Source organism: Alteromonas sp. LOR (assembly GCF_000753865.1).
Taxonomy (GTDB): domain Bacteria; phylum Pseudomonadota; class Gammaproteobacteria; order Enterobacterales; family Alteromonadaceae; genus Alteromonas.
This window is the reverse complement of record NZ_JQFW01000015.1, coordinates 367,916-381,817: the sequence shown is the minus strand read 5'-3', so window position 1 is coordinate 381,817 and position 13,902 is coordinate 367,916. Positions and strand designations below refer to the sequence as shown.

The 13,902-nt window shown below is 44.8% G+C and carries 11 protein-coding genes and 3 tRNA genes; 4 read left to right on the top strand and 10 right to left on the bottom strand.

Going from position 1 to position 13,902, the window contains the following annotated elements; translation table 11 throughout:
* Window positions 1–308 precede the first annotated feature (308 nt).
* The 4 genes from JV36_RS19210 (at window position 309) to JV36_RS0106985 (ending at window position 4,966) form a co-directional block, all read left to right on the top strand.
* Window positions 309–2,138 carry a phage/plasmid primase, P4 family gene (locus JV36_RS19210; protein WP_160173361.1) on the top strand — a complete coding sequence of 610 codons (1,830 nt, stop codon included), beginning with the start codon at window positions 309–311 and terminating at the stop codon, window positions 2,136–2,138.
* A 318-nt stretch (window positions 2,139–2,456) separates the two neighbouring features.
* Window positions 2,457–2,804: a hypothetical protein gene (locus JV36_RS0106995; RefSeq protein WP_032096267.1), complete on the top strand. Its 348-nt coding sequence runs from the start codon at window positions 2,457–2,459 to the stop codon at window positions 2,802–2,804.
* Entirely contained in the window at window positions 2,801–4,207 is a 1,407-nt protein-coding gene (locus tag JV36_RS0106990; protein WP_032096268.1) for a terminase large subunit domain-containing protein, read from the top strand. Before JV36_RS0106995 ends, JV36_RS0106990 begins: the two co-directional genes overlap by 4 nt.
* 18 nt (window positions 4,208–4,225) lie before the next feature.
* Window positions 4,226–4,966: a hypothetical protein gene (locus JV36_RS0106985; RefSeq protein ID WP_032096269.1), complete on the top strand. Its 741-nt coding sequence runs from the start codon at window positions 4,226–4,228 to the stop codon at window positions 4,964–4,966.
* Between the two features lie 116 nt (window positions 4,967–5,082).
* Here the strand turns inward: JV36_RS0106985 and JV36_RS0106980 are convergent, their stop codons facing one another.
* From JV36_RS0106980 to ovoA, 10 genes are all read right to left on the bottom strand, one after another.
* Window positions 5,083–5,361, bottom strand: a complete 279-nt coding sequence (locus JV36_RS0106980; protein ID WP_032096270.1) for a hypothetical protein — start codon at window positions 5,359–5,361, stop codon at window positions 5,083–5,085.
* An 84-nt stretch (window positions 5,362–5,445) separates the two neighbouring features.
* Window positions 5,446–5,862, bottom strand: a complete 417-nt coding sequence (locus tag JV36_RS0106975) for a hypothetical protein (protein WP_052010195.1) — start codon at window positions 5,860–5,862, stop codon at window positions 5,446–5,448.
* Window positions 5,863–6,091: 229 nt separating this feature from the next.
* Window positions 6,092–6,178 (bottom strand) — tRNA-Leu (locus JV36_RS0106970).
* 58 nt (window positions 6,179–6,236) lie between these two features.
* A tRNA-Cys gene (locus JV36_RS0106965) sits at window positions 6,237–6,310 on the bottom strand.
* Window positions 6,311–6,374: 64 nt separating this feature from the next.
* Window positions 6,375–6,450 (bottom strand) — tRNA-Gly (locus JV36_RS0106960).
* Window positions 6,451–6,619: 169 nt separating this feature from the next.
* The gene (gene pgsA, locus JV36_RS0106955) at window positions 6,620–7,192 is read right to left on the bottom strand and encodes a CDP-diacylglycerol--glycerol-3-phosphate 3-phosphatidyltransferase (protein WP_032096271.1); all 573 of its coding nucleotides are present in this window, start codon (window positions 7,190–7,192) and stop codon (window positions 6,620–6,622) included.
* A 115-nt stretch (window positions 7,193–7,307) separates the two neighbouring features.
* The gene (gene uvrC, locus JV36_RS0106950; protein WP_032096272.1) at window positions 7,308–9,125 is read right to left on the bottom strand and encodes an excinuclease ABC subunit UvrC; all 1,818 of its coding nucleotides are present in this window, start codon (window positions 9,123–9,125) and stop codon (window positions 7,308–7,310) included.
* Window positions 9,126–9,143: 18 nt separating this feature from the next.
* A complete protein-coding gene (gene uvrY, locus JV36_RS0106945) occupies window positions 9,144–9,788 on the bottom strand; it encodes a UvrY/SirA/GacA family response regulator transcription factor (protein WP_032096273.1) in 645 nt (214 codons plus the stop codon).
* A 224-nt stretch (window positions 9,789–10,012) separates the two neighbouring features.
* Window positions 10,013–11,401, bottom strand: a complete 1,389-nt coding sequence (locus tag JV36_RS0106940) for an aminotransferase class I/II-fold pyridoxal phosphate-dependent enzyme (protein WP_052010196.1) — start codon at window positions 11,399–11,401, stop codon at window positions 10,013–10,015.
* 9 nt (window positions 11,402–11,410) lie between these two features.
* The gene (ovoA, locus tag JV36_RS0106935; protein ID WP_032096274.1) at window positions 11,411–13,519 is read right to left on the bottom strand and encodes a 5-histidylcysteine sulfoxide synthase; all 2,109 of its coding nucleotides are present in this window, start codon (window positions 13,517–13,519) and stop codon (window positions 11,411–11,413) included.
* Window positions 13,520–13,902 lie beyond the last annotated feature (383 nt).

The window sequence follows — 13,902 nt, the reverse complement described above, 5'->3', positions numbered from 1 at the left end:
TCGATTGGTCGAGCGGTACCGTCGGCATAATGGTGCCGCAGGGCCTTGTGATCATCGACTTGGATACACAAAAGGGAGTCATCCGGGCCGACGTCGAGGCGTTTCTCGGAGTGCGATTAAATTGGGACGCGGCGCTTATCCAGAAAACTCCGTCCGGCGGCGCACATTACGCGTTTAGAACCCACCAGCCGATAAAGCAACGGTCTGACTGGATCGTCGGGTTCGATACTCGTACTGCCGGGCAGGGCTTTATCTGCTCCGGGAACCTCTACGCCCCCGCGGGTAATTGCGGCCCTTATGCACTCACTATGCCCCATATACTCCCGGAGTTACCTCACTGTCCGGCCATTGAAGTCGTCACGGTCGAACGGGTCGAGACGCCGATGCCGACGGCGGAAACGCGAGACGTGGATATGCTTATCGCGGCGCTACACTACGTCGACCCGACGACCCGTGATGCATGGCTAAAAGTCGGAATGGCCCTCAGGAATCATTATCATGATAACCCTGAGGCTGGATTCGCATTGTTTGATGCATGGTCTCGCGGGGAATATTGGCCGGACGGCAGCCCTCCGTCATACAATCCGGATACGCAAGAACAACAATGGGCTTCTTTCAAGGCCGAAAAAGACGGCCGCGAGATAACTATAAGGTCGGTCTACTACATTGCAGTCAATGGGGGTTGGAAACCACCCCGATGCATCGACACGGCTGCAGCATTTAGAAGAACTGGGACAGAATGGCAGATGGGATCGTACTCGCTTACTTCTGAGCCCGGGCTATCACATGACGAGCTGGCTCTAGAGTTGTCTAAAGCTGGTTTCAAAGATAACGCTCGTTTCGTACCGGATTGGGGGAAATGGGTATTCTGGAACGGGCAACGGTGGGAGGTTGACAGCAAATTGCGCCATATGACGGAAACTAGGGCCTTTTTACGTCAAAAATCAACGGATGTAATCGAATGGGGAAAATTTAAAGCGTCTCAAATATCAGTTCCAACGGAATCTGAGGCCATAATAAAATTAGCTAAAAGGCAGGCAAAAGCGCTTAAACAGAACGATACTATCAATTCGGTGATATCTATCGCTCGTTCTAATGAAGATTTAGCAACTGAATCGGATCAGTTTGACAACGACTTAATGTTATTTGGCACCCCTCTTGGGACGGTAGACCTAAATACTGGACGACTAATTCAAGCTAAACGTGAGCACTGGATAACAAAACATTGTGCCGTAACGCCTACTTCAAGAGACGACGCCCCTATATGGTTCGACTTTCTCAACAAGATATTTGATGGCGATCTTGAATTAATAGCCTTTTTGCAAAGAGCCTGCGGTTACGCACTCACTGGCCAAACGACGGAGCATAAACTTTTATTCCTATTCGGAACTGGTAGCAATGGAAAATCTGTTTTCCTCAATACTATTTCCGGCATCATGGGGAATTACGCAAAACACGCTCCCGCCACTACTTTCCTCAATACGGCAACACAGCAACACCCTACAGATCTTGCAGGACTTAAGGGAGCTCGTTTAGTTGCTGGGAGTGAGTTACCGGCCGGAAGAGTTTGGAACGAAAGTGTAGTAAAAGATTTAACTGGTGGGGACAAGATAACCGCTAGGTTTATGCGCCAAGACTTCTTTGAATACAGGCCTCAATTTACTCTATTCATTGCCGGTAATCATCGGCCCTCATTTAACGGAATAGATGAAGCTATCAGGCGCAGAGTTTGCCTAATTCCTTTTTCTGTCACTATAAGCGCTCATGAACGCGATCCTGACTTATCGGCAAAACTTCGAAACGAATGGCCCGCAATTCTTCGTTGGATGATTAATGGTGCTTTGGAGTGGCAACGGATCGGCCTGTCTGTTCCAAAGAGTGTCAGTGCTGCCAGCGAAGAATATATGCAAGACGAGGACACCTTGGGTAATTTCATTGAAGAGCACTTAATTAAACAAGCATTTGAGTCGGTTTCCGTTGACAATGTTTACGGACGATTTACCGCATGGCAGATAGCCAATGGAGTTTCTAAAACGTGGACTAAAAAGGCAATGAGCATGGCGTTAAAGGAAAGGGGCTACAAATCCAGCCGTGGAACTGGCGGCAAACACATTTACCGGGGTGCATCACTGAAATAGTGACGTATAGTGACTTATCCACCCCTTATCATCCGTAGAGATTTTCGGTTCTTAATTTCTCTACGGTATATAATAGGGCGATACGTAACTATGCATCACTAGGTCGTATATTCTGATTGGATTTTGCGGGGGAGGATCTTTGCTTATATTCGTAGCCTACCCCCTAAAATTTAGCTCCAAACAAGAAAATTGAGCCCAAAAGGGGCACCGCAAAACTTTTATTTTAAAGCCTATACGGATATAGACCATTCTACCTACCATAAGCAAAATAGTTATCTTATATTTAGTCCATAGATAGACCCTAGATATACGGTAATTATGACAAAACAAATCGAGCCCTCTATCCGCTATTCGAATGACTGGCTACAAAGTCTGGACCAGCGCACCAGTATCGCGCAGGACTTACGAAACAGACATACCGCACTTTGCGACGATCTAGGCGGTTACTCTAATCTTTCCTATCAGCAACGAGCGTTAATCGACCGCGCGATCTTTCTTGAGTACCACCTACAACAAGAAGAGCTTAAGTTAGCCCAAGGACAAGACTTCGATTCTGGTAAATGGACTCAGGCTTGCAATAGCTTAAGCGGACTGTTCTCTAAACTAGGACTTGAGCGTAACCGCCGCGAGGTATCACTTAACCAATACATTAAGGCGAGCCAATGAATATAGTCGAAACTATGGGCGATCCACGTCTTTTTGGCGATTTGTTCGCGGCTAATTGTTGGGACAACTGGCGAGCCTTGTTAAAAGCGTTCTACGCCCTGCCTCTCGATGAAAAAGATACTGATTCCTACACCGAGTTAACTAACAGGAAAACCGCCCCTACCGCTCCGTTTAACGAATTATTTATGATTATTGGACGCCGTGGCGGTAAGAGTCAGGTAGCAGCACTTATCGCGGTTTATGAAGCATTCTTTAGTGAGTACGCCGACCAGCTAAGCCCGGGTGAAGTAGCGACCATAATGGTGATAGCCGCAGACCGCAAGCAGGCCCGCTCAGTCTTTCGATACATTACCGGGCTGATTAAAGACTGCCCAATGCTCAAATCAATGGTTATGAGAGAGAATTCAGAATCAATCGAGCTTACTAACCGTGCCGTCATAGAGATAACCACGGCTAGCCACCGTAGAACTCGCGGCTACACGTGCTCTTGTGTTATCGCAGACGAAATAGCCTTTTGGATGACCTCGGAAGAGAGCGCTAATCCTGATAAAGAAATCATCAACGCGCTTCGTCCAAGCCTAGCAACTCTAAACGGTAAGCTAATTGCTTTGTCCTCACCATACGCACGTAAAGGTGTGCTATGGGACGCATACCGCAACTACTACGGCAAAGACAAAAGTACACGAGTTTTAGTCGCTCAAGCACCAACCCAACTAATGAACCCTCTTCTTGATAAGTCTGTTATCGATCAGGCTTACTTTGAGGATGAAGATAGCGCAAAGGCTGAATATGGCGCTCAGTTTAGAACAGACGTGGAAACCTTCGTATCTCGCGAAGCAGTAGAAGCTGTAACTATTCCGGACCGGATTGAACTACCGCCAGCGCATTGTAATCTGTACATAGGTTTTGTCGATGCTGCTGGTGGAAGTGGCCGCGACTCTATGACATGCGCCATCGCCCATAGAGATAATAAAGATGGATCAATCATTGTTGATGCAGTAAGAGCGGTCAAGCCACCATTTAGTCCGGAGCGAGTTACCAAGGAATTCAGCGAACTATTCGATACATACAGAGTACATACTATTATTGGAGATCGTTGGGGCGGTGACTGGGTTCGTGAGCAGTTCAGAAAGAACAGCATTGACTACATCCCATGCGAGCTTGATAAATCACAGATATACGCAGAGTTCTTACCTTTAGTCAACTCCCACCGTATTGAGCTTCCCGATATAAAACAGCTTACGACTGAGCTATGCAACCTAGAACGCAAGAATACCGTAAAGCCACGAATTGACCATCCACCCGGCCAACACGACGACCTAATAAACAGCGTTGCTGGCGCTGCAGTATTCGCCATCCGAAAACGCAAGTTTGAGGCTGGCCCTCCCTTCCGTTTCATATAACTCAATGAGGAAATACAAATGAACTACCAAACTAACAAAAACCATGCAGATACGCGCAAACCTCTGCCAAAACTGGATATTACTGTTCACCTTGCAAGCGATGGCTGGAGACAGAGCATTATTGATTTAGCGGGGCCTGAAAATGCCGACAATAGCCAACTTTTAGCGGCTTTGGATTTACAAGCATCAGTCGTCAGCGACATAAAAAAAATCGTTACTATGCGGAATCACCAATCTTCTGACATCACTCAGGGCATGCACTTAAAACAAGTTGCGTCGTCTTACGATAAGCTGATGAGTACTTACGACGCAAGAGAGAAAAGCGCTACGGCGAGTCTTAAGAAATTAACGGCGAACATTCAAAAAGATTTTGAGAGCCAGCTAGGGTTTTCTTCTCAACAAAACGAGGAAATAAGAACCTTATTTAGATCAAAATCACAAGAGCAGCAAATCGGCGATATTCAAACCGCAATTGAGAGCGGCGATGGTATTTTATTGAACGCTATTCTGAATACTAACCCTTATGCGGTTGGTCTTACGGCTAAGCAGCAAGCGGCCTATAGAGCACAAGCAATGAAACGTCACACTCCCGGGCTCGTTAAAATGCAAGCTGCTATCGATAAGACATTAAACCTTCTGAGTAATGTTACAGCGGGACTTGTTGAATCTGGTGATTCGATCACAGCTCGCTCAATTAGAGAGGGATATCAACGACAGGAAGAAATTGCCAGACAGGCCGCTGCAGGTGCTAACTTTTAGCTAAAAAAGTGCTCTCTAGCTGATAGCAAAACAGCGAACACAATAATACTACAGTACCAGCAGTTCGTGGGGACTCAAATTATTAATGCCCCCGCGAAAGTGCGAGAAACTGCTCGTTACTCAAAAGAATCTGGAATGGTAGGCACTGATATGACCTTTCCGTCTCTAATGACAAAAGATACTGATTTTGCTGCGCCTGTCATACCGTTAGCGTGGCTCCATACCCAAATTTGATCTTGGCCACGAGTAGTAACCATGTAAGGTTTTCCCAAAAGGTTAGTTAAATCATCTTGAGACATACCCACTTCTACCATTCTTGCGTTTTCAAATTTAAATGGTGAACCCGCACAAGCAATAATTGATAGGGTAAGAAAAATGACTAAAAAAGCTTTCATTTATAATTCCTTTTAAATATCAGACACCCTGTACGTTAGCAATTGAGCAACCCGCAAACGTAGAGAGCGACTTTGATAAACTTATTAAACATCTAATTCTGTAAAGCTATCTTCGAAGCCAACGACTCTTATTGACCCATCCTCTGAAACAAAAATCCAATTTAACTTTATCAGGTGGCGTACCCAAACAGCAACTTGTTCACACTGCTTTATATACTGAGGAAGATTGGGAAGTGCAATTGCATATATCCACTCTGGATTTTCCATTCTCTGTATGATTTGCCCCAAACAGGTTCTAAAATCCAATCCCATCTGTGAAGTCTTTCCTTTGGCCTCAATCAACCAAACTTCTCTGCGATTACTATGAATACACTTCAAGTCAGCGAAACCTGGGTCCAAAAGGTCAAAACCCCTAGATTGAAAGTATTTTTCAATTCTTTCTTGGATAAACGACTCATTAGGGAATTCATGCTTCCTTTTGAATCCTGACTTAACTACCACGTTTGAACCCTTTTAACTGCTTCATAATTTAACAGATATCCAAGAGGTATTGAGATACCACAGTAAAGAATACCTAGTTATCCTAAGTTACACTTTATTCACTTAAAATCAATATGACTGATAACGGCAGATCTTCGGGAATAACCTGAATGATAGTAAAAACTTTATGGCTGGCTTTTTGGCTGGTTTATTAGCTAACTAGGCTAAAAGCCTTTAAAGATAAGGATATTGGTGCCCGGGGCCGGACTTGAACCGGCACGCTGTTACCAGCGAGGGATTTTAAATCCCTTGTGTCTACCAATTTCACCACCCGGGCATTGGGTTGCTTTTCAGCGAGGTGTCAGGCGTAGAACCTGATGTGGCGTTACAGAGTATGGAGGCGGAACCCGGAGTCGAACCGAGATCCACGGATTTGCAATCCGCTGCATAGCCATTCTGCCATTCCGCCGTAGTAATCTGACTGCAGTGCTAATTTATACTTCAAAATAGCGACTGCATAATGCCAGCGATTTTGGAGCGGGAAACGAGATTCGAACTCGCGACCCCGACCTTGGCAAGGTCGTGCTCTACCAACTGAGCTATTCCCGCACTCTTAAATCGTACATCTCGTTAGGTTTATGTCCTCTCGAAATGTGGGGTGCATTTTACCTACCCATTCAAAACTGTCAATACGAAAAAACGTTTAAATTGAGATAAATGCATGTTTTGACGATCGTTTGCTATTTTTTTATTCAACTTGGTTAAAGCGCGATCAATTTTAATTTGACGCAACACCTTTCAAGTGTGGCCAAGCCGCTTTTGTATAAACAACCATTGACCAAATTGACAGCACCGCTGCGATATAAAGAAGAATATAACCTAAAGTTACCCAATAGATCGGGAAGCCCATGAAAGTTTCAAGCCCTGAAAGTAAACCGATTAACGCCAACATTTGCGCTGTGGTTTTCGCTTTACCGATAAATGACACTTTTACTGCGTCGCGAACGCCGCTAGAGCCCATCCACTCTCGCAGCGCTGATACATAGATTTCTCTAACCAATAAAGCCACTGCTGGCAGCGTAATCCATAAGGTGGCATAACTGTGTGTGATCATGAGTAATGCAGTGGCAACGATAAGTTTATCCGCCACGGGGTCGAGAAAGGCGCCAAATGGCGTCGACTGCTCGAGCTTTCTTGCGAGGTAACCGTCAAACCAATCCGTGATGGCGGCAAGCCAAAATACGAATGCACCGGCCTCGTGGGCCCAACGCCAATCAAGAAAGTAAACAACAACGAAAACAGGAATTAAAATTACTCTGAATAAAGTAATACAATTTGGAACATTCCACATAAAAGATATATCTCAGGTTTTGCCAACGGGGGGCATTTTTTAGCGCTAGCCTTTACGGCCTATAATTCCACACACCTTACCTTAATTTAATCATTAATGCTTGCCAGTCACTATGTTATTGGTGCAGGTGGTCGTAAATAGTGTCAGCTAATTCTTGACTGATACCAGGCACATTGGCAATTTCGTTCTTACTGGCTTTCTTGAGCCCGTGTAAACCGCCCATGAACTTCAACAGCGTTTGGCGGCGTTTTGCACCAATACCCGGTATAGATTCTAAGCTCGAGGTGGTTTTCACTTTCTGGCGTCTATTTCTATGCCCTGTTATCGCAAATCTGTGAGACTCATCACGTATATGCTGCACTAAATGAAGGGCGGGAGAATGGCTATCCATTGGCAGTACGTCGTGACTGCCTGCCAATATAAGGGTTTCTAATCCTGGTTTTCTCGTGGTGCCCTTTGCAACACCCAATAGCATGGGCTTTTTATCGTGTGGCCAATCCTCAAAAAATGACTCGGCTTGCGCTAGTTGGCCCTTACCGCCATCAATTAGCAACAGGTCCGGTATTTTTTGGACTTCTTTCACTGACTTGTATCGGCGTTTTAATGCTTGCGCCATCGCCGCGTAATCATCGCCTGGCGTTATCCCTTCAATGTTATAACGGCGGTAATCGCTCTTTAACGGCCCTTCTCTGTTAAACACCACACAGGACGCTACGGTTTGCTCACCAGAAGTATGGCTGATATCGAAACATTCCATACGCTGAATGGGGCTGTCTACTTCCATCGCCGTTTCTAAATCGAGGTATCGCGCAAATACTGATTTTTGTTGGCTGTATTGCGCATCAAGAGCAGACTCTGCGTTGGTTTGCGCCAGCTCCAAATATTGTCGCTTTTCTTCGCGAGCACCTTTAAAGAAGGTGACTTTATGCCCAGCTTCACTACTGAGCACCTTAGAAATTGCTGATTCATCACTTAACGTATTCGCCAACACAATCTGTTTTGGTATGGTTTTGTTGCCAGCAAGGTAAAACTGAAGGAAAAATGATTCGAATACTTCATTTTCATCGGCAATGGTGGGTACTTTTGGGAAAAATGCTTTGCTGCCCAACAGCTGACCTTCACGAATAAACATCACCTGTATACAGGCCATGTTGCCTTTAAATGCGAAGCCAAACACATCCATTTCGTCCTGAGTACCGGCTACCCACTGACGCTCCTGCACTTTTCGCAATGCATTAATTTGATCTCTGTAGCGAGCCGCTGCCTCGAAGTTAAGTGACTCACTCGCCTTCTCCATGTTCTCAACTAAGCTGCCAATTACCTGTTGATTTTTGCCCTTCAAAAACAAACGAGCAAAATTCACCTGTTCTTTATATTCTTCATCCGACACGTAGCCTTCAACACAGGGGGCGCTGCACCGCTGCATTTGATATTGCAAACACGGGCGGCTGCGAGATCGGTAGTAACTGTCTTCACACTGTCGGACCGGGAAAATCCGCTGCATTGACCTTAAGCTTTCCCTTACCGACCAAGCACTGGGGTAAGGGCCAAAGTATTCACCCTTCTTCTTTTGCGGGCCGCGATGAAATGATAAACGTGGATGTTCGTGATCAGAGAGAAATATAAACGGGTAAGATTTATCATCGCGCATCACTACGTTGTAGCGTGGCTTATACTTTTTAATAAAATTATTTTCTAACAGGAACGCTTCGGTTTCGCTGTTAACAACGGTAACGTCCATATGCGCAATCTGACTAACTAATGAGCGCGTTTTGGCATTATCTACATTAGTTCGAAAATAACTGGAGACACGTTTTTTTAAATTTTTTGCCTTTCCAACATAAATAACGTCGTCCTGCTGACTGTACATTCGGTACACCCCAGGTTGCGACGTTAGATTTTTGAGAAACGCTGCTGAATCAAATGCAGACATAGTGTGAAATGTTTACACCTATAACAAATTAGAGTCGATGAGCTTATGACGTAAGGCAAGGTGAGTAAGTTCAACATCGGTGGCAACACCAAGCTTTTCAAACATTCTGTAGCGATAGGTATTGACGGTTTTGGGATTGATACTCAGTTCGCTGGCGATTTCAGGAACCCTTTTCCCCTTGGTTAACCGCATTGCTATGCTCAATTCCCGTGACGAAAGTTCGTTAAACGGATTATCCGAACGGGGCGACAATCTAGCCACGGCAATACTGTTAGCCACATCGCTATCGACGTATTTTTGCCCTGCCATTACCTTGTGAATAGCACGTATGACTTCTTCTGGCTCTGCGTCTTTGGTTAAAAAACCAAACGCGCCAGCTTCCATCACCTGCATAGGAATTGGGCTTTCAGTATGCATAGACAAGCAAATAACCCGTGTATTTTCAGACATACGAACTATTTTCTTGGTTGCTTCCAACCCGCCTATCCCCGGCATATTCACATCCATGAGAATGACATCTGGCGCATTCTTTCTGCACAACTGAACCGCATCTTCACCACTTTTTGCTTCTGCGAGAATTTTAAAATCTGCAACATCTTCCAAAATACGGCGGATCCCGGTTCTCACCAATTCATGGTCGTCTACTAGGATAATTTTGATCACTTGTTTATCTCACTGTCTTTGCGACTGCCCTTGCGTTTTCACCTGCTCTAGCACGGCTTTTTATTTGTGGCTTTGCGCATAGCTTTATTTTATTGGGAGTTCTTACACTCACCTTGTATATCCATCTTTAGTGCAATAGTACCATGAGATGGCATTTCGTGAACCTATGTTAAAAGTAGTATTTGTTGCAAACTTATATCACTAGGCTATAAGTCTGGTGGTGCTTAACGGAAAAATAACCTGTTTAGCGCGTTCACTATTTGTATTGGATCGCAAGCGAGGTTCAGTCGAATCCACCCAGGTGCATTAAATTGATTGCCATCACTGCCTATCACGCCGCGGCTAACACAACTATCAAAGGTTGAAGCAGGATTGAAAATACCCTTTCTTGACAACGCTGATGAGCTAACCTTTTTATCAGCGCAGGTCGCTGTTTTCCACAAGTTAAGCCATAAGAAGTAACCCGCTTTACCCATCGTATATTCACAACTTACGTTCTGCTGTTTAAAGTAGAAGTGAACTAGCTTGCGATTGAGCCCAAGTGCCTTACGAATATTATCTAACCAATTGTGACCAAGACTATAGGCAGCTTTAAGCGCAACTTGCGATAGGTAGCTCGCCTCAAGATGCCTTGAGGCAATAGCAGTACTAAATTTCGCTCTTAATTCAGCGTCTTCAATAATGGCAAAGGAAGCGCCTGGAATGGCGGCCAAATTAAAGGCTTTCGACACGCCGCTAATATGAATGATGCCTTTTTGTGCCACAGCATCGCAATGGGAGCCAAAAAGCGTGATAGGTAGTGGTTTATCGTTACTTAAAAAGCCAAATTCACTGTGTATCTCATCAGTGATAATAAGTATGCCATTCTCGTTGCAAAACCGTATAAGTTCGCTTTGACAAGATGCTGGTAGCACCTGCCCTGTTGGATTATTGGGATGGCAAAGGACAAAAGCAGTGGCGTTTTTTGATAGCGAACTAAAATCAATGGTGTCGTCGCCATTCTCATCACGGTTTGTGTGAACGGCGTGCACTTTCAAACTGTTGTTATTGATACAGTCAACGAGGGGGCCGTAGGTCGGCGCTAACACCATGACCTCATCCCCAGAAATACAGAATGTTTTAAGGGCGACGTCTACCGCGCTTATCACGCTTGCCACACCAACGACTGAGCATGGGTCTACTGTGTTTGAATCCACAAAGGATCTTTGCGCCTCAAACCATCCATGTACCGCCTTACCAATATCGCTGTCTTGATAACCATATGCACGTTGAACGTGTTCGGCTATATAAGCTGAAATCTCTGGTAATGGCTTGGTGTCCATGTCGGCAATCCACATCGCGATGGTATTAGCAGGAGCTTCTGGGTATCTGCTGGATACAGCGGAAAACTTGAGCCGAGAAGATGCGTCATACTCCTGTGGATTTACCCTTTCCCATACATCTTGATAGGCTAGAAACTCGGCAGGCACTGCGCCTGCCTCTGTCATTGTGCCTGCTAGTGTGCTTGCCTGAGCGCCTGTCTGTGCACTATTGGGGCGATTCCTACTACTATCCTTACCGCTACTGTTCAAATTACTAATTTCCGTGCCGCTATTATCCATACTGCAAGGCATTGCCGTTCTTTACTTTTTTTCAAAAACGTTAAATTCAGACAGCGTATGCTGATGTTTGCGCTTAGTTTCTCGAATTACAAATGGAATGTCCTTCGGCTGTCCAACGCGAACTAAGTTGGGGCTTAACGCTTGCTCAAGTGCGTCAGTAGAGCTCAGTGTCTCGCCATTTTCATCTTTATAGCCACCAAGCCACTCATTTCGCTCTGTGTATTCTTCTAACCAAGTGAATGGGCTTGCAATAATAAGAAGACCACCGGGGTTTAAGCGTTCGCTCATATCCGCAAGTACTTTTCGAGGGCTGTACACTCTATCAATAAGGTTACCCATAAAGATGAGGTCGTACCCTGTTAACTGAGGTTTAAGATTACAGGCATCGCCTTGTGAAAATGAGACCTTATCTACGGTGTTTTCAAGGCCCATGGCACTGAGCTTACGAGATTTAAACGATGTTAACTCACCTTCTTCAATCAAGTTGTAGCGCACTTCACCGCGCTCTTGCATGGAAAATGCGGTTTTTATAAAACGTGCTGAAAAATCAACGCCGTCAACGTGGTCGAAATGGGTCGCTAGCTCGAACGTAGAACGCCCTACTGCGCAGCCTAAATCAAGCGCTCTCGCTGATGCTCTACCGGCCATTTGCTGAATACAAAACTCTGCACTTGCTTTAGCAAAGTTTGCAACACCATGATATTCGTCGCCATAATGAAATTCGCTGTACTGGGATACCTGAGTATCGCTTTCATAATCTAAATCATTCACTTGAATTACACTCTCACCTTGTACATATCGAAATCCAGCATGCTGGAAGAAGTGGCGTCTAAACGCATAACGGCTGTCTTTCATTGCCTCGTTACCCGTTGATATCCAACTGCCGCCTTTAATTAGGTTGTGCTTATTGTCAAAGGTTGGCGTGGTAAAGTCATCGTATAACGGATGCACTTTAAAGCCATCAAAAGGATAAATGGGCGTTTCCGTCCATTGCCATACATTACCCACTACGTCATAGAATTCACCGGTTTGGTTGGTATTTACCGGCTCGCTTGATGCATGCTTTTGAAGGGCAATATTGAAACCATCTCGATATACCGCTTGGTTAAGCCCGGCCTCATCACGCATTCGCAACCATTCATTCTCGGTAGGAAGACGGATGACTTTGCCACTTCTTTCGCTTTTATAATTACAGAACGCTTTCGCTTCGTGATAGTTCACGTCAACAGGCCAATCTAATGGCAGCGCAAGTTCCTCAGTCATGCTTCGATACACAAAACCAGACTCGGTTTTAGACCAAAATAAGGGATGCTTTGCTTTGGTATAAAGCCGCCAGCTATTGCCTTCCTCTTCCCAGTATTTTGCTTTATCGTAGCCGCCGTCTTCAACAAACGATAAAAACTCGCCGTTGCTCACCAAAAACTTGGACGCTTTAAAATCGTTCACATGCGCGTTAAGCGTGCCATATTCATTATCCCAACCATAGTATTGATTATCCCAAGATTTATTTTGAGAAATATCGCCAGACGACACGTTAACAAAATCGTTCACTGGTACCTTGTCTAGGCTGGTCACAGAATCGCTACAGCGAGGCCAAGAATCTTGGGACTTAACAAACGAAAGCGGCAGCTGGCGAATAAGCACTGAAGACGTTTCAAGGTGGATCCTTTCATGCTCAATACCCATCACAATTGGCCACATGGGGCTTTCCCAATCTATCGGCATAGTGAAGTTGATAGTATCAATGAGGTCGCACATCAGCGTACGCACTTGGTCTCGGTATGCTCTTACTTCATCAACGGTTGGCCAATCGTAGTTATTGTCATTGAGGTCGTCCCAGCTCATTTCATCAACACCGATGGCAAATAATGATTCAAAACGAGGGTTTATCCGTTCATTAATCGCTTTGGAAAGAATGAGTTTGTTGATAAAAAATGTTGCTGTGTGGCCAAAGTAGAAAATCAGCGGGTGACGAAGTCGTTCAGCACGCTGATAAAAAGCCTCATCACTGCTTAAGCATGAAAAAAGTGATTCATAGGTATCGAATGAGTCGAGAAAATACGTTTTCACTTCCATACGTTTTTGCTCAACAGAACCTTCGTTTAGTTTGAGCGTTGACATTGCCTGCATATATTCCTCGTTTTTATTCTTTTATTAACGTTTGCCTGTCTACTTCTAAGGAAGACATGGAGCATCGCTTCTAACGCCGACGCAAAAAGCATTAATATTTCGTTATATACTAGTTGTAGCAAAAATCCGCTGCATTATCAGACTTTTCTGTATTGGTTTTACAACGGAGCTATATGATGGGATGAACCTTAAATACCCCACATGCATTGGTTGAGATCAAAAGTTCTTCTCTAAAAATAGTGAAAACGGTGATGTATCACTGACATACCGCAGTGAATGAAATTAAGAAGCCGTAGTTTGAAGTGAAAGTATTATGAGTCAGTGTAAAGAGTGTTTGTTACAGGCAAAAAAAAACCCGCACATTGTGCGGGCTTCTTTCAATA

Bases quoted from the DNA above. Each gene is read 5' to 3' on its own strand.
- JV36_RS19210 (WP_160173361.1), top strand. From the start codon at position 309: ATGCCCCATATACTCCCGGAGTTACCTCACTGTCCGGCCATTGAAGTC.
- JV36_RS0106995 (WP_032096267.1), top strand. From the start codon at position 2,457: ATGACAAAACAAATCGAGCCCTCTATCCGCTATTCGAATGACTGGCTA.
- JV36_RS0106990 (WP_032096268.1), top strand. From the start codon at position 2,801: ATGAATATAGTCGAAACTATGGGCGATCCACGTCTTTTTGGCGATTTG.
- JV36_RS0106985 (WP_032096269.1), top strand. From the start codon at position 4,226: ATGAACTACCAAACTAACAAAAACCATGCAGATACGCGCAAACCTCTG.
- JV36_RS0106980 (WP_032096270.1), bottom strand. From the start codon at position 5,361: ATGAAAGCTTTTTTAGTCATTTTTCTTACCCTATCAATTATTGCTTGT.
- pgsA (WP_032096271.1), bottom strand. From the start codon at position 7,192: ATGTGGAATGTTCCAAATTGTATTACTTTATTCAGAGTAATTTTAATT.
- uvrC (WP_032096272.1), bottom strand. From the start codon at position 9,125: ATGTCTGCATTTGATTCAGCAGCGTTTCTCAAAAATCTAACGTCGCAA.
- JV36_RS0106940 (WP_052010196.1), bottom strand. From the start codon at position 11,401: ATGCCTTGCAGTATGGATAATAGCGGCACGGAAATTAGTAATTTGAAC.
- ovoA (WP_032096274.1), bottom strand. From the start codon at position 13,519: ATGCAGGCAATGTCAACGCTCAAACTAAACGAAGGTTCTGTTGAGCAA.